At 30.0% G+C, this 25,411-nt stretch carries 19 protein-coding genes and 1 other annotated feature; of the genes, 1 reads left to right on the top strand and 18 read right to left on the bottom strand.

What is annotated here, in order from left to right:
• Positions 1–375: 375 nt before the first annotated feature.
• The 16 genes from proS to KGF41_RS19085 all read right to left on the bottom strand — a co-directional run bounded on the left by proS (position 376) and on the right by KGF41_RS19085 (position 19,462).
• A complete protein-coding gene (gene proS / locus KGF41_RS19010) occupies positions 376–1,821 on the bottom strand; it encodes a proline--tRNA ligase (RefSeq protein WP_227857055.1) in 1,446 nt (481 codons plus the stop codon).
• Positions 1,822–1,944: 123 nt separating this feature from the next.
• Positions 1,945–3,660 carry a proline--tRNA ligase gene (locus KGF41_RS19015; RefSeq protein ID WP_227830172.1) on the bottom strand — a complete coding sequence of 572 codons (1,716 nt, stop codon included), beginning with the start codon at positions 3,658–3,660 and terminating at the stop codon, positions 1,945–1,947.
• A 63-nt stretch (positions 3,661–3,723) separates the two neighbouring features.
• Positions 3,724–3,932, bottom strand: a binding site (T-box leader).
• A 94-nt stretch (positions 3,933–4,026) separates the two neighbouring features.
• Positions 4,027–4,512, bottom strand: coding sequence for a 2-C-methyl-D-erythritol 2,4-cyclodiphosphate synthase (ispF, locus tag KGF41_RS19020; RefSeq protein WP_227830173.1), 486 nt, complete (start codon positions 4,510–4,512; stop codon positions 4,027–4,029).
• Positions 4,509–5,222 carry a 2-C-methyl-D-erythritol 4-phosphate cytidylyltransferase gene (ispD, locus tag KGF41_RS19025; protein ID WP_227830174.1) on the bottom strand — a complete coding sequence of 238 codons (714 nt, stop codon included), beginning with the start codon at positions 5,220–5,222 and terminating at the stop codon, positions 4,509–4,511. Before ispD ends, ispF begins: the two co-directional genes overlap by 4 nt.
• A gap of 277 nt (positions 5,223–5,499) precedes the next feature.
• On the bottom strand, positions 5,500–6,432 hold the full coding sequence (locus KGF41_RS19030; protein ID WP_227830175.1) for a biotin/lipoate A/B protein ligase family protein: 933 nt from the start codon (positions 6,430–6,432) through the stop codon (positions 5,500–5,502).
• Between the two features lie 178 nt (positions 6,433–6,610).
• On the bottom strand, positions 6,611–7,261 hold the full coding sequence (locus KGF41_RS19035) for a class II aldolase/adducin family protein (RefSeq protein WP_227857056.1): 651 nt from the start codon (positions 7,259–7,261) through the stop codon (positions 6,611–6,613).
• A gap of 175 nt (positions 7,262–7,436) precedes the next feature.
• Positions 7,437–7,910 (bottom strand): hypothetical protein, encoded by a 474-nt coding sequence (locus KGF41_RS19040; RefSeq protein ID WP_227839846.1) that lies wholly within the window; start codon positions 7,908–7,910, stop codon positions 7,437–7,439.
• A 29-nt stretch (positions 7,911–7,939) separates the two neighbouring features.
• Entirely contained in the window at positions 7,940–9,295 is a 1,356-nt protein-coding gene (locus tag KGF41_RS19045) for a PTS galactitol transporter subunit IIC (protein WP_227839845.1), read from the bottom strand.
• Between the two features lie 77 nt (positions 9,296–9,372).
• Positions 9,373–9,675 carry a PTS sugar transporter subunit IIB gene (locus KGF41_RS19050; RefSeq protein ID WP_227437087.1) on the bottom strand — a complete coding sequence of 101 codons (303 nt, stop codon included), beginning with the start codon at positions 9,673–9,675 and terminating at the stop codon, positions 9,373–9,375.
• An 81-nt stretch (positions 9,676–9,756) separates the two neighbouring features.
• A complete protein-coding gene (locus tag KGF41_RS19055; protein ID WP_227830179.1) occupies positions 9,757–10,221 on the bottom strand; it encodes a PTS sugar transporter subunit IIA in 465 nt (154 codons plus the stop codon).
• On the bottom strand, positions 10,196–13,147 hold the full coding sequence (locus KGF41_RS19060) for a sigma 54-interacting transcriptional regulator (protein ID WP_227857057.1): 2,952 nt from the start codon (positions 13,145–13,147) through the stop codon (positions 10,196–10,198). Before KGF41_RS19060 ends, KGF41_RS19055 begins: the two co-directional genes overlap by 26 nt.
• A gap of 391 nt (positions 13,148–13,538) precedes the next feature.
• Positions 13,539–15,269, bottom strand: coding sequence for a dihydrolipoyl dehydrogenase (gene lpdA / locus KGF41_RS19065; RefSeq protein WP_227857058.1), 1,731 nt, complete (start codon positions 15,267–15,269; stop codon positions 13,539–13,541).
• 169 nt (positions 15,270–15,438) lie between these two features.
• Positions 15,439–16,485 (bottom strand): 2-oxo acid dehydrogenase subunit E2, encoded by a 1,047-nt coding sequence (locus tag KGF41_RS19070; protein WP_227842885.1) that lies wholly within the window; start codon positions 16,483–16,485, stop codon positions 15,439–15,441.
• Between the two features lie 12 nt (positions 16,486–16,497).
• Positions 16,498–17,484 carry an alpha-ketoacid dehydrogenase subunit beta gene (locus KGF41_RS19075; protein ID WP_227830183.1) on the bottom strand — a complete coding sequence of 329 codons (987 nt, stop codon included), beginning with the start codon at positions 17,482–17,484 and terminating at the stop codon, positions 16,498–16,500.
• A gap of 24 nt (positions 17,485–17,508) precedes the next feature.
• Positions 17,509–18,471 (bottom strand): thiamine pyrophosphate-dependent dehydrogenase E1 component subunit alpha, encoded by a 963-nt coding sequence (locus KGF41_RS19080; RefSeq protein WP_227830184.1) that lies wholly within the window; start codon positions 18,469–18,471, stop codon positions 17,509–17,511.
• Positions 18,472–18,508: 37 nt separating this feature from the next.
• On the bottom strand, positions 18,509–19,462 hold the full coding sequence (locus KGF41_RS19085; RefSeq protein WP_227857059.1) for a sugar-binding transcriptional regulator: 954 nt from the start codon (positions 19,460–19,462) through the stop codon (positions 18,509–18,511).
• 414 nt (positions 19,463–19,876) lie between these two features.
• Between KGF41_RS19085 and KGF41_RS19090 the strand changes: the two genes are divergently transcribed.
• Positions 19,877–20,707 carry a MerR family transcriptional regulator gene (locus KGF41_RS19090; protein ID WP_227839840.1) on the top strand — a complete coding sequence of 277 codons (831 nt, stop codon included), beginning with the start codon at positions 19,877–19,879 and terminating at the stop codon, positions 20,705–20,707.
• Here the strand turns inward: KGF41_RS19090 and KGF41_RS19095 are convergent.
• Together KGF41_RS19095 and uvrA are read right to left on the bottom strand one after the other, a co-directional pair.
• A complete protein-coding gene (locus KGF41_RS19095; RefSeq protein WP_227857060.1) occupies positions 20,690–21,901 on the bottom strand; it encodes an MFS transporter in 1,212 nt (403 codons plus the stop codon). The two genes, KGF41_RS19090 and KGF41_RS19095, sit on opposite strands and share 18 nt — an antisense overlap.
• A 12-nt stretch (positions 21,902–21,913) precedes the next feature.
• Positions 21,914–25,342: an excinuclease ABC subunit UvrA gene (gene uvrA / locus KGF41_RS19100; RefSeq protein WP_227857061.1), complete on the bottom strand. Its 3,429-nt coding sequence runs from the start codon at positions 25,340–25,342 to the stop codon at positions 21,914–21,916.
• Positions 25,343–25,411 lie beyond the last annotated feature (69 nt).

Raw genomic sequence — 25,411 nt, forward strand, 5'->3', positions numbered from 1 at the left:
TAGATTTATACATAAAAACTAACACCTCCTACACATAATCTATCATTCGTAGTGTTAGGTTGCAAGTATTATTCTGACTTTTATTTATATTAAGACCTTGCCTTTCATCCCCACATCTAAAGAAGGGGGCTTTTCGGCAATTTTATTGTAATTTCTAAATCCTTCTTCTACATGTTCCTTGCTATTAGAATCTTCTTTAACATTATTTAAATTTAAAATTTTACTTTTTCAAATCTTTAATCTACTCAGTTATATTATTATCACCCATTGAAAGTATTATTAATCTTAGTAGAATATTAAACAATAAAAAACTGGGATAAAGTATTTAATACTTTACATCCCAGCTAAATTATTTTTACATTTAAATATTTGATTCTAGTAAGCTTTTGCCATTACTACCATATGGTCTGCTTCTTTTCCACAATATATACACTTGTGACCTAAGTTTTCTTGTTCAAAAGGTAGGCATCTTATAGTCGCCCCTGTCTCTTCCTTAATCTTAGCCTCACATTCAGCATCTCCACACCACATAGTTTTTATGAATCCTGGTTTTTCTTCCAAGGCCTTTCTAAATTCATCCATATTTTCAACTACAGATGTATTATCTTCTCTATGTTTTCTTGCTTTTTCAAACATATCATTGTGTATAACATCAAATAAATCATATACAGCATCAGCTAATCCTTCTAGAGGCATAGAACTCTTTTCTAGAGTATCTCTTCTAAATATCATAGCTTGATTATTTTCTATATCTTTTGGTCCAATTTCAATTCTTACTGGTACACCTTTCATTTCCCACTCATTAAATTTCCATCCAGTTGTATAGTTATCTCTATCATCAACTTCTACAGTTACTCCTTTAGCTTTTAAATCTGCATATATTTTATCAACAGTTTCCATTACATTGCCTTTTTTAGCAGCTATAGGAACTATAACAACTTGTATTGGGGCTACTCTTGGTGGTAATACTAAACCTCTATTATCACTATGAGTCATTATAAGCCCACCTATAAGTCTTGTAGATGCTCCCCAAGATGTATGATATGGATTAGCTAAGTTACCTTCTCTATCTGCAAAAGTAATATCAAACGCTTTTGTAAAGTGTTGTCCTAAGAAGTGACTTGTACCTGATTGTAATGCTTTCCCATCATGCATCATAGCTTCTATAGTATATGTTCTTTCACCACCTGCAAATTTTTCACTTTCACTTTTTTGACCAGATACAACTGGCATTGCAAGCAATTCTTCACATAAAGCTTTATATATTTCTAATTGTTGTATTGTTTCTTGTTGTGCTTCTTCTGCTGTTTCATGTAATGTATGACCTTCTTGCCATAAGAATTCAGATGTTCTTAAGAAAGGTCTAGTTGATTTTTCCCATCTAACAACTGAACACCATTGATTATAAAGATATGGTAACTCTCTATATGATTTTAGCCATTTAGCATACATTGTACATATTATAGTTTCTGAAGTAGGTCTTACACATAATCTTTCTTCTAGTTTTTTATTTCCTCCATGTGTTACCCATGCAACTTCTGGAGCAAACCCCTCAACATGCTCTGCTTCTTTGTTTAATAAACTTTCTGGTATCAATAATGGAAAATAACAGTTTTTATGTCCAGTTTCTTTGAATTTTTTATCCATAAATTCTTGCATTTTTTCCCATAAAGCATATCCGTATGGTTTTATGACCATAAATCCTTTTACTGGTGCATAATCAACTAAATCAGTCTTAGTTATAACATCTGTATACCACTGTGGAAAATCATCTTCCATCTTTGTTATTTCTTCAACAAATTGTTTTTCATTTTTTGCCATCTTAATTACCTCCTCATTTATTATGTTTTTATACAAAAACACCCTTTTATCTTTTTTATATAGATAAAAGGGCATTTATAAAGTACAACTCTGATTATCTATACAGTAGCTTTCTTTAAATTATTATCCTAACTTAACATTGTTTTTGATAAATTCTGCTTTTACTTTTTCACTTATTTCTTCTATTTTAATTAACTCTTTATCTTCTTCGTATCTAAGTTTAAATTCTACTTTACCTTCATCAATATTTTTACCTACTGTAATTCTCATAGGTATTCCTATTAATTCTGAATCGTTGAATTTAACACCAATTCTTTCATCTCTATCGTCTAATAAGACTTCAACACCCATATCTTGTAAATCATTATATATCTTTTCAGCTAATGACATTTGTTCCTCATTTTTCATATTTGCTGGAACTATCACAACATGATATGGAGCTACTGATAAAGGCCAAATTATACCTTTTTCATCATTATGTTGCTCAATTATAGCTGCTGCTGTTCTTTCTACACCTATACCATAGCATCCCATTATTATAGGTTTTGATTTACCATCTCTATCAATAAAGTTTGCATTCATAGATTCTGAGTATTTAGTTCCTAACTTAAATATGTGTCCTACTTCAACACCTCTAGCTATTTCAAGAGGTTTGCCACATACTATACACTTGTCACCTTCTTGAACATTTCTAAAGTCTCCAACTATACCTTTAAAATCTCTTCCATAGTTAGCATTTCTTATGTGATACTCAGTTTTATTAGCTCCAACAACTATATTTCTTTGCTCAACAATTTCTTTATCTATAAAGACATAATCAGCATTTACTCCTATTGGTCCAGCAAATCCAACCTCTGCATTAGTTACTTTTCTTACAACATCGTCTGTAGCAAGTGCAAATTCTATAACAGAACCTATTGCATTAGATACTTTGACTTCATTAACTTCTCTATCTCCTCTTACAACAACTACAACTGTTTTCCCATCTGCTTCATATACTAAAGTCTTAGCAAATTTATCTGGAGAAGCATTTAAAAACTCTTCTAATTCTTTTATTGTAGATGCTCCTGGTGTATGAACTTCTTCTAATTCCTTCATTTCTTCTTTTTCTGATACTGCATTACAAGACTCTGCTCTTTCTACATTGGCTGCATAGTCACATCCACTACAGAATACAACTTCATCTTCTCCAACTTCTGATTTAACCATAAACTCAGCTGATGTAGAACCTCCTATAGCTCCTGAGTCTGCCTGTACTGGGCTATTGTCTAATCCACATCTATCAAATATACTTACATATGCATCAAACATATCTTGATATGATTTATCTAACCCTGCTTCATCTACATCAAAACTGTATGCATCCTTCATTGTAAAAGTCTTAGTTCTCATAACACCAAATCTTGGTCTTCTCTCATCTCTATACTTTACTTGTATTTGATACAAGTTCAGTGGTAATTGTTTATATGAAGTAATCTCCTGTCTTATTATGTCAGTAAAAGCTTCTTCATGCGTTGGCCCAAGGCAGTACTCTCTTTCTGTTCTATCTTTTAACCTAAACATTTCTGCACCCATAGCAGTCCATCTTCCAGATTCTTTCCACAATTCTGATGGAAGTAAAGCCGCACATAATATTTCTTGACAATCTTTTTTATTTAATTCTTCTCTAATTATTTGCTCAATTTTTTTGAATACCCTTAACCCCATTGGCAATTGATTATAAACTCCTGAAGTCATTTTTTTTATCATTCCTGACCTCACCATTAATTGATGGCTTGTGATTTCAGCATCTGCTGGAATCTCCTTCAATGTTGGCATAAACATTTTAGACATTTTCATTAATAAATTCCTCCTGAATATTGTTTTCCTGAAAATATAAAAAACCCCTCGTCTCTATACAAGTATAGAGACGAAAGGTTTGATTTCCGCGGTACCACTCTAGTTAGCTATATAAATAGCTCTCTTTAGGGAATGTAACGGTTCCTACCGTAAAGATTTTTATACCTTTAAGCTAAAAGACAGGTTCAAAGACTTCCTCTTGAAAACTCTCACCTCTGTTTTCTCTCTGTGAAGATTTCATCATTTTACTATTTCTTTATCATAGCTAATTTTATATTTATATTAATTTTACTTAAATTCACATATTATAGATATTCTATATAGGCCTATTATTTGATATCCATTAAACTTATTACTAATAATATATTAATTATTCTGACTTGTCAATAATAATAAACAAATACTTTGTGAAGCTATTCCTTGTTTTGCTCCTGTAAAACCAAGACCTTCTTCTGTAGTTGCTTTTATATTTATGTTTTCAATATCTGTACTTAAAGCTTTTGCTATGTTTTTTCTCATACTCTCAATGTGAGGAGCCATTTTAGGACTTTGAGCAATTATAGTACTATCTATATTACCAATTTTATATCCTTTACTTGTTATTAGATTATATACATGTTCTAATAATTTCATACTATCTATTCCCTTATATTTTTCATCTGTATCTGGGAAATGCTTCCCTATATCGCCTAAAGCTAATGCCCCTAAAATAGAATCCATTATTGCATGTATCAATACATCAGCATCAGAATGACCTAGTAAACCTTTATCATGTGGTATCTCTACTCCACCAATTATAAGTTTTCTTTCTTCTGTCAATTTGTGTACATCATATCCCAATCCTATTCTCATACAATTCTCCTTCTACTATTCACTTCATCTCTTTTTTCCATATTTAATATTTGTTCTGCTATATTTAAATCTTCTGGACTAGTTATTTTTATATTTTCATAAGAACCCATTACCATCGTAACACTTTGCCCTATATTTTCTACTAACATTGAGTCATCTGTTCCATAATAGTTAGTTTTATACGCTTGTTCATAAGCATTTATTATAAGATTATATTCAAAAGTTTGAGGGGTCTGTGCTGCCCACAATAGACTTCTTTCTGGAGTTTCTTGTACTGTACCATCAGATACTATTTTTATAGTATCACTTACTGGTACACCTACAACCACGGCCTTTTTTTCTTTAGCCATTTTTATAGATTCATTTATTATTCTATGGTCTACAAAAGGTCTCGCTCCATCATGAATAAGTACTATATCACAATTTTTATCTAATTTTTTTAATCCATTATATATTGAGTCTTGTCTTTCTTTTCCACCATATGCTATTTTTATATTTTTAAAGTTATATTTATTTATTATATTTTCCTTAAAAAAATCTTCCTCTTCTTTTTTTATACATACCACAATTTCATCTATATTTATATTTTCGTAAAAAACTTGAATTGTATGCGCTATGATTTCTTTTTCTCTTAATTTTATGAACTGCTTATTTACGTCTAAGTTCATTCTCCTTCCGCTTCCTGCCGCAACAATTATAACACTATACATGGTATCACCTCGTATTTTATTTTTACCTATCATTTATTAAAACTTTTAATGTTTTTATATTTTAACCATCTGATTAATTATATATTAAATTTTCAGTTGTATAAATAGGTAATATCCATTTTCTAGCCTAAAATATGTGTGTCTGTTGCAAATTATATTGATTTTTCAATAGCTTCATCTTTTTATTTTACAACTTTGTAACAGTTTGTATATCTATAAAAAATATTTAAACCTCTAGATTGATATAAAACAAGTTTATCAATCTAGAGGTTTTGTATTAAAATATTAAATCAATTAAATCCATGTAATCTGGATAATTTTCTAAAATATTGTTTTTTATTTCTTGTTTGTTAAAACCTACTTCTATCAATTTATCCATATTGACTATACCATCTTTACAAGAAATAAAACATTTTGATATTTTCCATTTATTAACATGTACATTGATTTTCCTTTTATTATCAATTGGTAAAACTATTTGAAACTTAGGCGTTTTATTATATATCCATTCTGTTTTTTTATATTTATCTTCTACCAGATTGTATACACTTTTGATATCATCATCGTCTAATTCAATTTCTTTTATATTTTTTATATTATTTTTCATATAATTAACACAATAATCTAAAAAATAATTTATATCTTTTTTAAGTAGAAAATTAATATTTGTAACTTTGCTTGAAACAGACTTAGTTGCCTTTGATTCTGTTGATTTATCTGAATTTAAATACTTAGTTAATTTATTTAAATCTGAATCATAAAGAAGAGTTCCATGATAAAGAGAATTTTGCCTTTTTATAGATTGTGCAGAACCAGAAATTTTTTTACCATTCAAGAATAAATCTTTTCTTTCTGTTATAGATACATCTAATCCAAATGATAAAAGCATACTTTGCATAAATTTAGTATGTTCTAAAAAATCTATTTCATGAAGATTCCTATTTTTTTGTATAAATGATATATTGATGTTTCCTAAGTCATGATACACAGTACCTCCACCAGATATTCTTCTTAAAATGGGAATTTCGCCATTTTCAATAACATCATGATGTATCTCCTGATATGGATTTTGATTTTTTCCTATAAAAATAGATTCTTCATTTCTCCATATGATTATGATATCATCATTATATTTCTCATTTAAAAATAGATACTCTTCTAGAGCTAAATTAAAGTAAGGATTGGTGTTTTTGTTTAATAAGTAATACATAAAAATATAGACTCCTTTTATATTTTATCTTCCTATTTATTTTAAATTTAAATAAGTTTACATAGTATTTAACTTTAAATTATTCTTTCTAAATCATTAAACTTATTATAACATAATACAACACCTTACTATTACTGAACATCTGTGTTTTTATATTACTCTGAGAGTTTTATTAGGTTTACTTGTCCTGACCATACACATTAAGAAATACATTTCTAGCTCTTTGAATTTCTTCATCTGGCAATAATACTGGTGTACCAATTGACTTTGCCAAATAATATACTTTTGCTGCGTCTTCTAACATTACTGCTGCTGTAAATGCATGGTTTACAGATGGTCCAACTGCAATTACTCCATGATTTGCTAAAAGACAAGCTCTCTTATCACCTATTGCATCAATAACAGATTTTCCCATCTGATTAGATGTTGGTGGTGAAAATTTTGCAACTGGAACTGAACCTCCTACTTCATTTGCAAGAGTTGTACTTGAACACTCTATAGACTCATTTAAAATTGCAAAGCAACTTGAATATGTAGAGTGTGTATGTATTATACTATTTATATCATTTCTATGTTTATATATATATAAGTGGTCTGGTGAATCCACTGATGCTTTCCATTTACCATCTACAGTATTTCCATCTATATCTATTACAACAATATCACTTGGTGTAAGATTTCTATAATCCATTCCACTTGGTGTGATTGCTATATATCCAGTTTCTTCATCTCTTCCACTGACATTTCCTCCTGTCAATGTAACTAAATTATAGTTTAGAAGGTCTAAAGACGCTTGTAATACCTCTTTTCTCAAATTTTCTAATAACATTAGCTAAATCCTCCCATTTATTAGAAACATAGTTTTATATGTTCCTGTTATATATCTTACACAATAAGATATTACTCTTGACATTTTAATTGAAAATTCTAAAAACTCTTTATAAAATTTAAACTTATATACTTATACTAAACACAAGTCGATTTTAATTTGAAATTTTCATTTTTTATAGTTCATTACTCTTTAAGCTTTTATTTCTAAATTTTAATGATTCTGGGTGCAAACATTCTTCTAATTCAATAAAATAATTATATAATTCTATATTGCCATTAAACATGTTTGTTTTTATCCAATATCTCCCCTTAAGAAAACTACCATCATTAATTTTTAGATACATTTTTTTGTCATGAAATTCTCTTATTCTTATTTTTTTTATATCTTTAATTTCATACTTATGTGTAATATTAAATGAACTAAAACATATGTATTTATTGTCCATAGTAATCATTTTAGGATTACTTGAAGATACAAACGTATTAAATACTCCATAAGTACAAATAACTATCATCAGGCTATATATATTAATACTAGGATTTATATAATTATTAAATAGTGCATAAATCAATATTAAAATCATAAAAATTCCTGGTATTGTTACACTAACTATATATCTTTTAGAATCATATATATATTTTTTCATAATTTACACACTCCTTAATAAAATTGCATTTAAGCTTCATCTTGTGTAGACAATGCTTTATTTTCCTTTATTATTCTACTTCTATTATAGATAGCCATCCCTAAAGCTATAACTGCCAAAATTATTCCTCCAATTACTTTGTAATTCATAATTTTTACAAATACCCAGCTTAATGGATTTGCACCATCACAAATACTTGAAATCATAGTTGCTCCTTCAGGCATTTTAAAGCTTGCATTTAAAGCCATTTGGGTAAATAGAGGTGCTAAATTAGTTGCAATTAGTAGTCCAGAAGTAATAATAACTATTCCTATTATTAGAGTTCTAAATACATTCCCTTTTGTAATTGGGACGATTAAAACAAGTGCAAATGGTATTACAGCTAAATCTGCAAAAGGTAAAACTTTATTACCTGGTAAGATAGCTGCTATAACTATAGTTAGAGGTACTAGTACTAATGCAACTGATAATGTAACAGGATGTCCTATTCCTACTGCTGAATCTAAACCGATGTATATTTTACCTCTATTTTTAAATCTCTTTTCAATAAATTCTTGTGCTGCCTCTGAAACTGGCAACAAACCTTCCATTAACAAAGCTGCCATCTTTGGAATTAGTATTAAAACAGCTCCCATAGTTATTCCTAACTGCAATATACCTTTTATGTCATACTTCGCTGCAATACCAATTATTATCCCTATTAAAGACCCCATTATTAAAGGTTCTCCAAATAGACCAAATTTTTTCTGTAATGTGTCAGCATTTATTTCAATTTTATTTATCCCTGGAATCAAATCTAGTACTTTATTTACAACTATAGCAATTGGAACAAATGCTTGTGTAAATCCATGAGGAAGAGATATACCTGGCATTCCTAAGTATTCTTCTATACCTGGAGCTGTTAAATCTGCCATTACTAAAACAATTACCATATTGGCTACTGCTGCAAATACACCCCACATAACACTTTGTGTAGCCCCTGCCACCAAAGCTCCTGTAAATGCAAAATGCCAGTAATCCCATATATCTACATCAACAGTTTGAGTTGTATTAGTAATTAACATAACTATATTTACTACAAGACCTATTGGAATAATTAAAGCACCCACTGTTGATGCAAAAGCTATAGCTGATGCTGCTGGCCATCCAACATCTATTATTGATAAGCTTAGCCCTAAATTTTTGACCATTTGTTGTGTAGCTGGACCTAAGTTATCTGTTAACAAAGCTATAATAGTATTAAGACCTATAAATCCAACCCCTACTGTTAAACCAGCTCTTAAAGATTTCCCAAGCTTTGTACCTAATATCAAGCCAAAAATACATATTATTATTGGCATCATTACTTGTGCACCCAAACCAACAATGAAATTTAATATCGCCATCTAAATTTCCTCCTCTATTTAATTTTCAGTCTCTAAAACCGAAAAATTTTAGAGACTATTTCATTTAAAAATTCAAATTATAACTCTAATTTTTCAAGCACTTCTTTGATTAATTTATCCATTCCTACTCCAGTTAAAAAAGGTAGCCCATTTATTACAGGTGTTTTTATACTACTAGATATTTGTGTAGTACAGATTATTAAATCATAATCTGGTGCTTTTGAAGCCACTTCTACTACTTTACATTGCGTAATACTAACCCTATCTAATTTACCAGCTTCTTCTAATGCCTTCTTTAATTTGTTTATAGCAATTGTTGAAGTACATACTCCTGTTCCACATGCAACTAATATTTTTTTAGCCACATTATTCACCCCCATTAAAATTATTTTATTTTTAAAGATATCTGTAATTAGAAATCTTTGATAACTTTTTATATTTTTAATACTATTTGTGTATGTTTAATTATTCAGTTTAGAATTTAATAAATCACTTACACTTTCTTCACTTAAATCAATAATATTATTTAAAATATTTTCATCTTGAAATATTGTCATAAGTCTTTCTAATAGTTGTAATTGCTCTTGTGGCTCTTTAACTGCCAACATAAATATAACCTTTACATCAATTTCAGTATCATCTGTACCCATCATTATGAATTTTACAGGTTCATTTAATATACCAATAGCTATCCCTGGTTCATTTACATGGACTATATCTGTATGTGGTATTGCTACTCCATAAATTCCTGTTGGCAGTCCTGTTGCATATTTTTTCTCTCTTGCTATGACTGCTTCTATATAACTTTTTTTTACATATTGTTCCTCAAATAAACGTTGTCCCAAAAACTTCAAAGCATCTTCATTACTTGATACTTCAATATCTTTAAAAATTAAATTGCTACTGATTATTTGCATTGACTCCATCTAATATCATCTCCCTAATAAAATCTCTATCTTTAATGTTTTTTATTTTTTTAAATTCATCTGTTTCTATAAATGTAAGTAGAGTATTCAATGGATTAAAACATTTCTGGTCTACAGCTAGTAAAAGTATTATTTTTACTTTGTTTTTACTCCATACAATAGGATTTTTTAAGATTGCTATGCTTATTGCTGGTCTGATTACATCAATTCCATCTGTATGAGGTATTGCTATTCCATCTGACAACTCAGTTGGAAATAAGTTATCTCTTTCCACTACTTTTTTATAGAAATTTTTTGTTACATAGCCTTTTTCTCTAAGTTTTTTGCTCATATATTTGAGAACTTCTTCTTTTGATTTTATTTCTAAATCTACAAATATATCTTCTTTTTGAATTAAATCAGATAATTCATATTTTTTATTTATTTTGGCAATTTGATTTGTATCAATTAAGTTATTTATTTGATTTAATTTTGTTTTATCATTAATGTCTACTAGGCTAAAAAATGGGATGTTTGGTATCTGAGGGTCAATTGTTCCAACTATTGCGATTACATTTTTCTCATTACTTATTTGTTTTATCTCTAAATCAAGACTTGGATATTCAATCATACCAATAGTCTCTATATCAACCTTTTCATTTATCCCTTTAATACTTTCCTCTAAACTTTGCTTTATCTTACAAGCTCCTCCCAATCCAGTAATACATAATGTTACAATTATAGGCTTTCTATTGTCTACTTTTGAATTGTTCTCTTTACTAACTTTATCTTTTACTAATGGCTCTATATTTTTAACTTCATCAACTATCTCATCTATTGTTAAATCTGGTAGAACTGCTCTTCGTATGACTTCTATACAGAGTAATGTATCAAATCTAGATATTGTTCTTATATCAATCCCTGTTTTTCCAGAGATAATATCTCCAAAGTATGAAAGTGAACCCATATCAACTAATATAATTACTCCTCTTCCTTCATCAATATCTTTTATTACAGTAGTAGCTTCTTCAATCATTTCTTCCGGCTTTTTCTCAAAGGGCATATCCAAATACCTTGCGTGATTAATACCTAATAACTTATTGGTAACCTCACACACAGATGATGCAACTCTTCCATGAGCCATGAGAAGTACACCTATCTTTTTTTGTTCAGAAATTTCTCCTCTACTACTCATTTTAAAATATATTGCTATTATACCTATTTCTTCTTTTGGCAAATTTATATTGTATCTTTCCTTTAAATGTTGTGCTACCTTTTCTGCTACAGAATACTCTAATGGATAATTTCCTATTATCTCTTTCAAATGAGCATTTGATATTACCTTTCCTTCTTTTAATCTTTCAAAAGCTGCTTTTAAATGAACAGCTAAACATAAATGTAGATTTGGTTCTAATGAATTAAGATACTGTGATGCTATTTTGATTACTTCATAAGTTAACTCTACAATGTATTTTCCAACAATTGGACTTATATCAGGTAAATTCTCAGTGATAGAAACTTTTTTAACTTGTTTTATGTACTTCTGAATACAGCTTTCTAATTCTCCTCCGACAATCCTATTGATAACATCAAAGTCTAAACCTTGTTCTAATAAATCAATGTGTCTTCTTTCAGTAAGTTTGTAGATTTCATCTGGGAAAGTATATATATCTTCATTTTTCTTTTCTATCTCAATTTGAAAGTCTGAATCTATAATTAAATCTCCATCTACATAATTTTCTATCTTTCCTCTACAATTTCTTATCCTTATAAGACCTTGTTTCACATACCCAGGTACATCTGATATATTTATAGTTACTTCTTTTTGTTTATTTGTAAGTTGATTTAATAGTCCTCTAGCACAAGCTACCTGAATATCACTTCTAAGCTGACCTACATTTCCTATACAATCATAAAGCATAAGGGCTTTTAAGACATCTGATTTTATGTGTATGTTTGCTCCCATTCTTTGGGCTTCTATCAAGAAAAAATTGTTTATAATGTCAAATCTTTCGTTTAATGGTCTTGCAACTAATTCTGGTATTTCAATTGTCACAGGTATACGTCTTTTAAAGGTATTAAGTAAATGAGAATCTATTGGTTCAGAAGTTGCAGAAATAATCATTACATTTATTTTATTTGTAAGCTTTGTTTCTCCTAATTTTCTAACCATTCCCTTATCAATCAATTGAAAGAGTATTTCTTGACCCTCATACGGCAATCTATGTATTTCATCTATAAACAAGATTCCCCCATCTGCTTTTGTTACCAGACCTTCTTTAGTTTCATCAGCTCCTGTAAAAGCACCCTTAACATGACCAAATAATTGAGATAACAAAAGTTGTGGATTTTCTGAGTAGTCAGCTGCATTAAAGACTATAAATGGTGCATTTTTAGGAAATCTAGATGATTCTACTGCAAAGTTATACATGCACTCTGCTAACTCACTTTTTCCAACACCAGTTGGACCCATAATAATAGTATGCAATCCATGAGGTGGATAAAGTATAGCTGCCTTAGCTAATTTGATGATTGTACTTAAACTTCCACTACTTCCTATTAATTTATCAAAGGCTACATCTATTTTTTCTTCTTTATCATTTAGTTCCTCTTTTTTATCATCATGCTCTTTATCATGTTTTAAATCACCAGAATCTTGGATTTCTTTTAAATACTGTATAACTGTAAATCTCGATACAGTAAATCCAATACTATTTAATCTTCTTGTTATATCATTTTTATTTATATTTTTTTCTTCTTTTACAATATCTTTTATAGCTTTAATCAAAACAACTTTTCTTCTTTGTCTAGAATCTTCTATTTTTAATTCATTTCTTAAAAAGGTAACATCTTCTCTTCGAATATTTAACATACTTGAAATTGCTTCATCTGTTAAAGGATTTTTTTTATCTTCATTTTCAATTAAGTTTTTTATTCTTTGCCTCATTTGTAATTGTCCCTCCTTACTATTTATATAAGCAACTTACATGCCACATAGTGTTTTTTTTGTGCCATTTTTTACTTCATAAACTTATAACGTTTAAATCAAGCTATTCTTTTATTTAAATATTAAGAAAATTTTTTTTATTTTTTACAAATAATACTATCTTAAAAAACAAAAAAGTCTTTTCTCCTAAATCTTTCTGTAATAAATATAAAATGACACTATTATTCTATATTACTATCTTTTTTGTACAACAAAAACTACAAATAACTCTATGTTATATTTTTCCAAAAAAAATACCCCTTTTTGTATAAATACATACATTTATACAAAAAGGGTATGGCTAATTGAGTGTTTCAAGATTTTATATATTATATAAACTTAGGTTAATAGCTTATTTTTTTGGTAAATGTAAACACTCACCATTTACATCTGCTAAAGCTTCCATTAGAGCTTCTGAAGTGCATGGATGACCAAAAATCAAATCACTAGCTTCATCGGCAGGTATTTCTAATGCCTTAAATGATGCTGCATGATTTATAAGTTCTGCTACACCACATCCAAACATATGCACACCTAAAATTTCTCCATATTTAGCATCTGATATTACTTTTACATATCCTTGCTCTTGCCCAGAAGCTAAAGCTCTTCCATTTCCAGCAAAGTTAAATTTACCGATTTTTATATTATATTTTTGTTTAGCATCTTCTTCTGTAAGTCCAACTGATGCAACCTCTGGAACTGTATAAACACAACTAGGTAATGCACTTAAATCTACTGCTTCATCCATACCTAAAGCATTTGAAGCTGCTACCTCTCCCATTTTAAAAGCTGCATGAGCTAGCATTATACCTCCAGTAACATCACCTACTGCATATATACTTGGTATACTTGTTTCCATTTTGCTATTTACAGCTATTGAACCTCTATCTATTTTAACATCTAAGTCTTCTATACCAGATAGATTAGCTTGTCTTCCTATAGCATATAGACCTAAATCTGCCTTTATTGGTTCTTCTCCTTCAATACATACTACTATTTTATTTCCTTCTTCCTTAAATTCAGAAACTTTCTTTTCAGTTAATATAGTTATTCCCTTTTTCTTAAGTGAATCTCTTAAAGACTGACTCAATTCTTTGTCCATTCTTGGAATTATTCTGTCTTCCATTTCTATTATAGTTACTTTAGAGCCTCTTGAGTTGAATATCTCTGCAAATTCACAACCTATTACTCCACCACCAATTATTACTAACTCTTCTGGTACTATGTCTAAATCTAAAGCTTCCGTACTAGTTATTATTAATTTTGATTCTATCCCTTTTATTGGTAAGATTCTCACCTTAGAACCAGTGGCAATTATTGTATTTTCTGTATCTAAAACTTTTCCATCTGATAATATTACTTTATGTGCTTCTTTGACAGTAGCTTTAAGATTAAAAACATCTACTCCTCTGCTTTTTAACAATCCACCAACACCAGCTGTAAGCTTTTTAACCACTCTATTTTTATATTTTATAGCCTTTTTTATATCTTGTTCCTTATCAACAGATACTTTCACACCTCTCTTTGATAATTGTTCAATTTCTTCTAATATTTCTACTGTTTTTACATAAGTTTTTGTAGGAATACAACCTCTATTTAGGCAAGTTCCTCCTAATGTGTCCTCTTCTACTAATGCAACTTTTCCTCCTAATATAGCTGCTTTTAGTGCTGATAAATACCCTCCAGGACCTCCACCTACTACTACCACATCATAATCATGATTACCCTCTTTTTTGATTGTCTTTTCTTCTTCTATTTCTATTTTTTCTGTTTCAACAATTAAATCCTCTTTTGATATATTTCCAGATAAATATTTAGCCTTTATTTCTTCTTGCTTTTCTCCCTTTTCTGCTATTACACCTATTACTGTAAATACTGGTAATACTTCTCCTTCTTCTTTGTGTATAATTGCAGCAAGTATACCTTCTCCTTCTGATTCTATTTCCATGTTGACTTTATCTGTTGTTATCTCTAATATAGGTTCTCCAATTTTTACTTCTTCGCCTTCTTGTTTTAGCCAAGATACTATAGTACCTTCTTCCATAGCTACTCCAGCTTTTGGCATTATGACTTCTACTGACATAGGCTATCCTCCTATTTATTTTTTATATATTTTAGTTAATCCTCTTATATTCATACAGATATTTTTTACAAATAATATTGCACATAATAATTTTAAATCTATTAAAATTACACACATCCTTTTATGTATTTTATTCAATTTATTTACATAAAGAGTAAGATATCAAAACCTATACAAGCATTGATAATGGATTTTCTAATAATTCTTTTAAATCCTTTAAGAATTTAGCTGCTACTGTACCATCTATTATTCTGTGGTCTGATGTTAATGATAAATTCATTATAGGTTTTATTTTAGCCTCCCCATTTACTGGAACAAACTTATCTTGAGTTGCTCCCACACCAAGTATCGCACTTGAAGGCATATTTATTATAGGGGTAAATGTCGTTATGCCATACATTCCAACATTGCTTATAGTAAATGTGTTACCTTCTTGGTCTGCTGGTAAAAGCTTTCCTGTTTTTACTTTTTCAGCAAGTTCTTTGCTTTCTTTGGCTATTTCTTTTAACGATTTTTCATTTACATTTTTTACTACTGGGACATATAAACCTTCATCCAGCCCAACAGCAATAGCTATATTTATATCTTTATATCTAAATATTCCATTATCCGTCCATGCTGAATTTAATGCTTGATGCTTTGGAAGTACTCTAGATACAGCCATTACTATTAAATCTGTCATTGTTAATTTTACTCCAGTAGACTCTTTTACTGTATCTATTAATTTTGCTCTAAGTGCTTTAAGTTCTGTAGCATCTACCTCTATATTGAATGTAAATACAGGAGCACTGAAGTAGCTTTCTGACATTCGTTTTGCTACAGTTGCTCTCATTGGATTTGGCTTTTCAAACTCTCCTTCTACAGTATTAAATGTACTTAAATTTTCATGTTTTGATTTTGTTTCTTTTGTATCATTAGATTTAGATACATCAGTTGATACGAGAGTCTCTTTTGTATGTATCTTTTCTATATCTGATTTTTTTATTTTTCTATTATATCCAGTACCTACAACATTTTCTAAATCTATATTTAAATCCTCCGCTATTCTTTTTGCTAAAGGAGTTGCTTTTACTTTATTATTTTCTATATAATTTAACACATCTACTAGATGTATTCTTCCATTTTCTCCACTTCCAATCAGCCTATCTAACTCTATGTTGCCTTTTCTTGCTTGATTTCTGGCTGCTGGTGTGGCTTTTACTTTATTTGCCACCATTTCTATCCCCCCTTATCTAACAATTAAAGATCTTATTGCATCTTCTATTTCATCAATTCTTGGGACTACTGCTTTTTCTAGTTCTGGATTATATGGTATTGGCACATCTTTTCCACATATTCTTTTTACTGGTGCATCTAAATAATCAAATGATTCACTTTCTGTTATTAATGCTGATATTTCTCCACCTAGACCACCAGTCTTAGCTGCTTCATGACAAATTAAAACTCTACCAGTTTTGCATACACTTTTTACGATTGTCTCTTTATCTAGTGGATATAAAGTTCTTAAATCTATAATTTCTACATCTATATTTTCTTTTGATAGAGTTTCTGCAGCTTCTTCAACACTTTGCAACATCCTTCCGTAAGTGATTACTGTAACATCAGAACCTTCTTTTTTAACATCTGCCTTTCCAATATCAATTACATAATCTCCCTCTGGGACAATTCCTTTTTTTCTATATAACAATTTGTTTTCAACAAATATTACTGGATTATTGTCTCTTATAGCTGCTTTTAATAATCCCTTAGCATCTGCTGGTGTTGAAGGTGCAACCACTTTTACTCCTGGTACATGACAAAACCATGCTTCCAAACTTTGTGAATGTTGTTCTGCTGAACCAGTTCCAGAACCTCCAGGACATCTAACAACCATTGGAACTTGGGCTTTCCCACCAAACATATATCTCATTTTTGCTGCTTGATTTACAATCGCATCCATAGATATTGTAACAAAATCCATAAACATTACTTCCATAATAGGTCTTAACCCAGTTGCCGCTGCACCTGCTGCTGCACCTGCTATAGCTGCCTCTGATATAGGTGTATCTCTTACTCTTTCTGGACCAAATTCATCTATCATTCCCACTGATACGCCAAATGCTCCTCCGTATATTCCTATATCTTCTCCCATAAATACTACATTTTCATCTCTTCTCATTTCTTCTGACATTGCTTCTTTTATTGCTTGTGCATATGTTAATTCTCTTGTACTCATTTTTATTTTCCTCCTTTACTATTTTTAGTCTGCATATACATCCTCTAATAAAGATTCTATTTTTGGATTTGGGCTATTTTGAGCAAATTCTACTGCATCTTCTATTGATTGTTTTGCAAAATCTTCAATTGTATCTAATTCATTTTCATTTGCCATATTATTTTCTATAAGATAATTTCTTAAAAATTTTATAGGGTCTTTTGACTTCCATGATTCTATCTCTTCTTTTGTTCTATATACATTTGCATCTGATTTCGAATGACCTAACCATCTATAAGTTCTACTTTCAATTAGTACAGGCCCTTCTCCTCTTCTACATTTTTCAGCAGCTTTTTGTACTGTTTCATATACTTCTATTGGATTATATCCATCTATAGATATACCTTCTATACCATAAGATGCTGCTCTTGTAGCAACACTATCTATATTCATATGACGTTTTATACTTGTTGACATACCATATAGGTTGTTTTCACAATAAAATATTATTGGTAATTTCCATATTGATGACAAGTTTATTCCTTCATGAAATGTACCTTCATTTGATGCACCATCACCAAAACTACATAAAACTATTTTTCCTGTCTTTTTATATTGTTGTGTAAGTGCAGCTCCAGGAGCTATAGTAAGACCTCCACCTACGACTCCATTTGCTCCTAAGTTGCCTGACTCAATATCTGCTATGTGCATTGAGCCTCCTTTTCCTTTACAAAACCCAGTCTCTTTCCCCATAAGTTCAGCCATCATTTTATTTAAATCTATTCCCATTCCTATAAATTGGCTATGACCTCTATGAGTTAATGAAACCAAATCGCCTTTTTCTAATGCCATTACTGCGGCTACACTTGAAGCTTCTTGACCTACTGATAAATGAGTTGTTCCATGTACCATACCTCTTGCAAAAAACCAACTAACTTTCTCTTCAAACTTTCTAGCTTGATTCATTCTCTTATACATTTCAAGCAATGTTTCTTTTGATACTGTCATATAAATTCCCTCCTATTAATTTTTATCTATCTTTTTATTAGTCACAATCTTCTAATAATTTAAGTGCTAAACTGTGATTAATTGCTAAGCTATTTATAAATTTGGCTTTTAATGATGCTTTTATTGCTTCTATTTTTTCATCTCCTGAAGCAACACCTATTGTTCTTTTTATCTTTTTCAAATCATTTAGTTTTACTCCTAATACTCTTTGATTAAATTCAAGTATTGAAGTTTTTCCTTCCTTATCAAAAGCTTGCAAACAAATTGCACCTATTGAGTTATACTTTTTTAAATCGTCTATATCTTCTTCATGCATGTATCCTGAAGCCATTATCGTTGAGTTTAAACTCATAGGGTTTCCTATACCTACAATTGCAATAGTTGTTTTATCTATTAAATCTAGTACCTCTTTAATTTTTTCATCTTTACAAAGTTTTTCTTTTGTAGATAAATCAGACATCACAGCAGGAGCATGTAATAACTTAAAATCTCCTCCAAAAGCTCTTGCTAAGCTTACAGCTATTTGATTTGCATGTATATCTATTTCATTATCTCCGATTCCACCTAGTAAAGGTATAAATGTAACATTTTTGCAGTTATTTTTTTCTACATATCTAGGAATTTCTTTTAGAGTTGTTCCTATGGAAACCCCAATTATATCATTTTCTTTTACTACTCTAGTAAGATATTCAGACACAGCTCTTGCCAGTTCTTGTTTTTGTGTTAATGAATCTTGTTTATCATCTACTACTATTACTTCTTTCAATTTATATTTTCTTTCTAAACTTCTCTCTATTTTTTGATAGTCATTTTTTAAAACATCAACTATTTGTATTTTTACTATTCCTTGCTCAAAAGCTTCTTTTAGTATTCTTGATATTGTTGGTCTTGATATTCCCAATTGATTTGCTATTTCTTGTTGATTCAAATTATCTTCATAATAAAGTGAACAACATTTCATCATTAATCTTAAATCTCCAATTTTTTTCATTTCCCTTCCTCCAAAATCAAGATTTTTTAATTATTTTTACATTTGTTCAATGATTTTACTTAATTTCAATAACATTATAGAAGTGGTATATATAAAAAGTCAACTGTTTTTTTTGTATAACAAAAAATATACTGTTTTAAAATAAAATAGAGATTCTCCTATATAAAAAGGTAAATCCTGATATACAAGATTCACCTTTGTGTAAGAATATTTTATTAGTAGTAAGAATGTACATGGATATGTCCTATTTTGTAAGTTATATTGACTTTATTTGAAGAATTAGTTTTTAATATAAATCTATATCATAACTCATTTTTTATAAACATTAATAAAATTATTTTTTATTTCTTATTTATATTAAATCTTGAAGTATCAAAATTAATCTTATATACTAAATTTATGGAGGTGAAACAAATGAAAATAGGTGATTTTTCAAAATTAACAAAAGTTTCAGTACGAATGTTGAGGTATTATGATAAGAAAGGAATTTTAAAACCCGAATACATTGACTCCTCTACAGGTCACCGATTATATTCAACTAATCAAGTCCCTTTGCTTCAAAAAATTATAATGTTAAGAGACTTAAATTTTAGTATCGTAGAAATAAAAGATATAGTTGACCATTGGAATCAGCAGTATCTTTTAGATAAAATGTCAAAGAAATTAAATGCAACCTATGAATACATAGAAGAAGAAAAACTTCGTGCCAACAAACTAAAAGAAGCAATTGAGCATATTCAAAAAAATGAAATTGAAAAACATTACAATATATCTTTAAAAAGAGTAGAAGCAATTCCTATCATTTCATTAAGAAGAAAGATGAACAGCCCTTTCGAAGAAGAACTCCTTTGGAAAGAGCTAACTGAATTTGTCATACAGAATAATATTACTATTGACCAAACTAGATACAACAATATAGCTATTTATCATGATATTGAACACGCAGATGATAGAGTTGACATTGAAGTTGCTTTCATTGTAAAGAAACTTGGAACTTCTTCTGGTAGTATTTGTTTTAGAATGTTGGAATCTGTTGACGTTATGGCTTCAATGATGGTTTATGGACCTTATTCTAATCTTGAGGTTGCTTATTCATCATTTGTGCAATGGTTAATTGAACATAATGAATATTCAATCGGTAATTACTCACGCCAAATTACCATTGTTGATTATAGACATACAGATAATCCACAAGAATACTTAACCGAAATTCAAATTCCTCTAGTTTTAATCGATTCTATCTGATTTGTTGGATAGAATTGTTTCCTTTTTTATTAGTATGCTTCCACCTAAAAATGCCAGAAATAATCCAGGTATGATAAAGGCACTGCTCAAATTTATAGAACTTAATGGTCCAAATATAAACATCCCACATGGTGTAGCCAAAGTTCCCAATAAGTCTACATAGGAGAAAACACGTCCCATATATTCTAATTGTGTTTCTTTCTGGATAATTGTAATGAGTGGAGTATAATAGAGAGGGCTTCCTATACCCATAACAAACATACTCACCAGAAATAGGTGCACTTGTTTACTAATTACTACTAAAATCATCATCAAGCCAAATAGAAAGGCAGAACAACCAATTAGCTTAAAATGGGAAATTTTAATCTTTTTATAACCCATTACTAGACTTGATACCAGTGCCCCTACTGAAAAAGAAATTTCGATTATACTTAATATCCACACTTTTTCTCCCAAATTATTTGAAGCTAGAAGAGGAGTTAGTTGAGAAGCAGGAACTACTAGAAATTGAAAAACTGTGTATAGTATTAATATACTTTTCAATGTTTTTGAGCGAGACAGATATTGAAATCCTTTTTTCATTTCTCTGATACTATTTTCTGCTACCTTTTGCTCTGTTTCCTGTATTGAAATGGTTGACAATAAGCTAACACCAATAAGTGCAGTCACAACATCAATAAGAAAAACTTCTCCCAATGGCAACATGGTTAGTGCCAATCCTCCTAAACCAGGGGAGATAAGTTGTATTACACTCCAAATAGTTGTTGAATAGCTATTTGCTCGCAATAATTCATCTTCTGGAATAAATAGAGGAAGGATACTTTTTGAGGCAGGTAATTGAATTCCAGTCCCCAAAGATCTGAAAGTATTAAAAATGTAAATCCATAAAATAGACTGATAACCTAAAAAGTATAAAATTGCTAAGCAGAGTGTAGCTCCTGCAATAAAAATATCAGACAAAATGATAATCTTTTTCATGGAAAAGCGGTCTGCAATTACTCCTCCCGCTAACATAATGAGTGCTTGTGGGAGAAATGTAGTTATTGTAATTCCTGCAATACTAATTCCTGAGTTTGTTTGAAGAGTGACATGCCATATCATTGCTAAAGATACAATAGACGAGCCTAACATTGAGATTGTTTGACTAAGCATGTAAGCAGTCAATTTCATTTGCCAACTTTTTTCTTTTCTCATGTATTTCTCCTCCTATAAGAATCTTCCAGTTATGCTATCATGGTTATTTTTTATATCATTAGGTGTTCCAAAAGCAATGATTTCTCCCCCTTGAGCACCACTATTAGGACCTACATCAATTATCCAATCAGATGCATTCATAATTTCAGTATTATGTTCAATAACTAACAAAGAGTGTTGTTCTTCTACTAATTTTTTAAATGTAATTAGTAAATTTTCAATATCTTGAAAATGAAGACCTGTAGTAGGTTCATCTAGGATATATAGCATTCGCTTTTTCGTTTTTGCTCCCAATTCTTTCGCTAACTTCATTCTTTGAGATTCTCCACCACTCAAACCTAAAGTACTTTGTCCTAGTTTTAAATAACCTAGCCCAACCTCTTCTAATATAGATAATTTTCTAAATAATTCAGAATTGTCATTAAAAAACTCTTTTGCTTCTCGTACTTCCATGGAAAGAATATCTACAATAGATTTTTCTTTGTATAAAATTGATAAAATTTCCTTTTTATATCGTTTCCCGCCACATTCAGAACAAGTTGCCCAACTATCAGCCATATATTGTAGAGTAATTTTTGTTTTTCCTAATCCTTGACAATTAGGACATTGACCGTTTTTGCTATTAAAGCTAAAACAACTATCATCAAATAATCTCATCTTGGCCTCTGGTGTTTGAGCAAATATATAGCGAATATCATCAAAAATATTGATATAAGTAGCTGGAGTAGATCGATTTGATTTTCCTATAGGTGTTTGGTCCATCGTTATGAAACCATCAATATGCTCTGTTCCAGTTAGTTCATCATATTTTTTGTTACGATTAATTTTCTGATTTATTTGTTCTTCTAAAGCTGGTATTAAGCTATGAAAAATAAGCGAACTTTTTCCAGAACCACTCACACCTGTAATACAACACATACAGTTCAATGTAATTTCTACATCAATATTTTTTAAATTATGGGCATTACATCCTTTTAAGCTTAACCATTTTTTAGGTACTTGTTTAGTTAGTGTTCCTTTTTTCTCTGTTATTTGAAGATACTTCCCAGTAATAGAGTTTGGATTTTCTATAATTTGTTGAACGGTTCCTTTCGCAATTATTTTTCCCCCATTTATACCTGCACCAGGCCCTACATCAATAATATAATCTGCCTGTAGCATGGTATCCTTGTCATGTTCTACGACAATAACAGTGTTACCCTTATCTCTGAGTTCTTTCATCATCTTAATCATTAAATGGTGATCTCTAGGATGTAATCCAATAGAAGGTTCATCTAAAATATAAGTTAATCCAATTAATTCACTACCTAATTGGCTAGATAAACGGACACGTTGTAATTCTCCGCCTGATAATGTTGGTGCCGTTCTGTCAGTAGTCAAATAGTGTAGCCCAACTTTTAGTAAATAATTAACTCGAATTTCTAGTTCCATTAGTATATCTTGTACAACCTTTATTTCATTTTGTTGAAGGTAGTTTGGTAATTCAGATAACCAATCCCATAATTGTTCTATTGTCAGTTTAGTTAATTCAGGAAACCTATAACCTTGAATGGTAGTAAACCTTGCTTCTGTGCTAAGTAGTTCACCATTACACGTATGACATGGTACTTCCTCCATGTATTGTTGTGAAGCATTATTATTTGCACTAGATTCTCTAAAAAGTCGCTGAATATGATTAATTGCTCCAGAAGCAGGTCTTTTGATTTTTGCTAATCTACCTTTTGATTCATAGCTAAATTCATATATTTTATTTCCAGTACCATATAAAATAGCATCAATAAATTCCTTAGGAAGTAAGTTCCAAGGTGTAGATAAGTCAATATTTTGATGTTCTGCAATTGCAAATAATTCGCCTACCATCCAGTTTCCTGTTAGCTTTTTACCTCTTAATTTTCCCCAATAATAAGTAGCTCCATCTAATATGGAAATATTAGGATTTTTTACGATTAATTGAGGGTTAACTTCATAAATAATACCTAAACCGTTACACGTATGGCATGCTCCTGTATGGGAATTAGCATTGAATGTTGAAGTATTTATTTTCGAAAAAAGAGTTTCACAATGTGGACAATAATTTTTTGTTTTATTCTTTTTCTTTAAGGGTACTTTACAGTATGGGCAATAGCTTCTCCCAATTGAAACAAATAGCATTCGTAAATAATCCCAAATACCAGTAAGAGTTCCTACTGTAGAACGTGGATTTTTACTTCCTTTTTTCTGTTCAATAGAAATTGTAGGTGTTAACCCTTGAAGCAAATCAAACTCAGGCTTTTGAATTTGTTCTTGTAACTTTGCAGCATTGCTTAGATTCTCAAAATAACGTCTTTTTCCTTCTTCATAAATTGTATCAAAAGCTAAGGATGATTTTCCACTGCCACTTACTCCCGTAATTACTGTAAACTTATTTTTGGGAATACTCACTTCTATATCCTTTAAATTATTTTGTCTCCCTCCTTTTAAATAAATTGTATCTTTGTTAGAAGAAGGTATGTATTTACTAGGTATTTTCGAAGTCTTAATAAGTTCAAATTTTTTCTCCAATTCTTTAGGATTGCTAAATTGTTTTGATTCTAAAATACCTAATAGTTTAAGTTGAGAAAAAATAGATGTAATGTATTCTTCTGGTAATTTAGAAATCAGCTTATTTATGTTATTTATCTTCATATCTTTATCAGATATTATTTCGGCGATTTCATCTAATAAATTTTTTTCTTCTATAGTTAGTTGACTATATTTTTTTGTACTCAATTCTGTCCATAAATCCCAAGGAAGTAACTCTAATCCAATGAGATTATTAAAATCATGTAAAAGATTTCCTTTTACTGAGTGCCATCCTTTCCAGTTTTTGTTGTATCCAAAATCATACTGATGAGCAGTACCTTGTCGGCAATTTATCCAAGCTTCTGCTCCTGTTAAAAATCCATTTTCTTTACCAATATCATGAGTATCAAAATCAAGTTGAAAATGTTTCTTTTGAATCTCATCAATCTGAGCATCAATTTTTATCCATCTGTTTTGGATTTTATTATAATATTCAACAACCCAATGATCCTCATAAGGAATCTCACTTTGAAAGTAGCTGGCAAACCCAGCTCTCATTCTGGCTTCGTAACCCTGATACCTAAGAAAAGAAACAAAGAGTAAAGAATAATCTCTACACATACCTACTAATCGTTGCTTTGGTTCTCTAGGTATAGTTATCGATTGAGAATTTATCTTCATAATCTTCCCTAGCATTTGTGAAACTGTACGTAGTAATTCTTCTTCTGATTGTTGCTTACTAAACGATACACCATATAGATTTCCATGTTCTCCATGAATAATTAAATTCTGAACAATCTCTAATAGTTCAGTAGGAGTAGTAGGAAGGTTCTTATACTCTTTTTCAAATTTTGTAGGATTAGTAATTATACTTTGATTTGTATAGTTTAATATTTTCATCATCATTCACCTCTCTAAATAGAGGTTACAACATGACACTGTGTCAATAGCAAGGGGTATTTTTTTCTT

The organism is Clostridioides sp. ZZV14-6150 (assembly GCF_020657875.1).
Classification (GTDB): domain Bacteria; phylum Bacillota; class Clostridia; order Peptostreptococcales; family Peptostreptococcaceae; genus Clostridioides.

Bases quoted from the DNA above. Each gene is read 5' to 3' on its own strand.
- proS (WP_227857055.1), bottom strand. From the start codon at position 1,821: ATGGCAAAAAATGAAAAACAATTTGTTGAAGAAATAACAAAGATGGAA.
- KGF41_RS19015 (WP_227830172.1), bottom strand. From the start codon at position 3,660: ATGAAAATGTCTAAAATGTTTATGCCAACATTGAAGGAGATTCCAGCA.
- ispF (WP_227830173.1), bottom strand. From the start codon at position 4,512: ATGAGAATAGGATTGGGATATGATGTACACAAATTGACAGAAGAAAGA.
- ispD (WP_227830174.1), bottom strand. From the start codon at position 5,222: ATGTATAGTGTTATAATTGTTGCGGCAGGAAGCGGAAGGAGAATGAAC.
- KGF41_RS19030 (WP_227830175.1), bottom strand. From the start codon at position 6,432: ATGTATTACTTATTAAACAAAAACACCAATCCTTACTTTAATTTAGCT.
- KGF41_RS19035 (WP_227857056.1), bottom strand. From the start codon at position 7,261: ATGTTATTAGAAAATTTGAGAAAAGAGGTATTACAAGCGTCTTTAGAC.
- KGF41_RS19040 (WP_227839846.1), bottom strand. From the start codon at position 7,910: ATGAAAAAATATATATATGATTCTAAAAGATATATAGTTAGTGTAACA.
- KGF41_RS19045 (WP_227839845.1), bottom strand. From the start codon at position 9,295: ATGGCGATATTAAATTTCATTGTTGGTTTGGGTGCACAAGTAATGATG.
- KGF41_RS19050 (WP_227437087.1), bottom strand. From the start codon at position 9,675: ATGGGGGTGAATAATGTGGCTAAAAAAATATTAGTTGCATGTGGAACA.
- KGF41_RS19055 (WP_227830179.1), bottom strand. From the start codon at position 10,221: ATGGAGTCAATGCAAATAATCAGTAGCAATTTAATTTTTAAAGATATT.
- KGF41_RS19060 (WP_227857057.1), bottom strand. From the start codon at position 13,147: ATGAGGCAAAGAATAAAAAACTTAATTGAAAATGAAGATAAAAAAAAT.
- lpdA (WP_227857058.1), bottom strand. From the start codon at position 15,269: ATGTCAGTAGAAGTCATAATGCCAAAAGCTGGAGTAGCTATGGAAGAA.
- KGF41_RS19070 (WP_227842885.1), bottom strand. From the start codon at position 16,485: ATGGTGGCAAATAAAGTAAAAGCCACACCAGCAGCCAGAAATCAAGCA.
- KGF41_RS19075 (WP_227830183.1), bottom strand. From the start codon at position 17,484: ATGAGTACAAGAGAATTAACATATGCACAAGCAATAAAAGAAGCAATG.
- KGF41_RS19080 (WP_227830184.1), bottom strand. From the start codon at position 18,471: ATGACAGTATCAAAAGAAACATTGCTTGAAATGTATAAGAGAATGAAT.
- KGF41_RS19085 (WP_227857059.1), bottom strand. From the start codon at position 19,462: ATGAAAAAAATTGGAGATTTAAGATTAATGATGAAATGTTGTTCACTT.
- KGF41_RS19090 (WP_227839840.1), top strand. From the start codon at position 19,877: ATGAAAATAGGTGATTTTTCAAAATTAACAAAAGTTTCAGTACGAATG.
- KGF41_RS19095 (WP_227857060.1), bottom strand. From the start codon at position 21,901: ATGAGAAAAGAAAAAAGTTGGCAAATGAAATTGACTGCTTACATGCTT.
- uvrA (WP_227857061.1), bottom strand. From the start codon at position 25,342: ATGAAAATATTAAACTATACAAATCAAAGTATAATTACTAATCCTACA.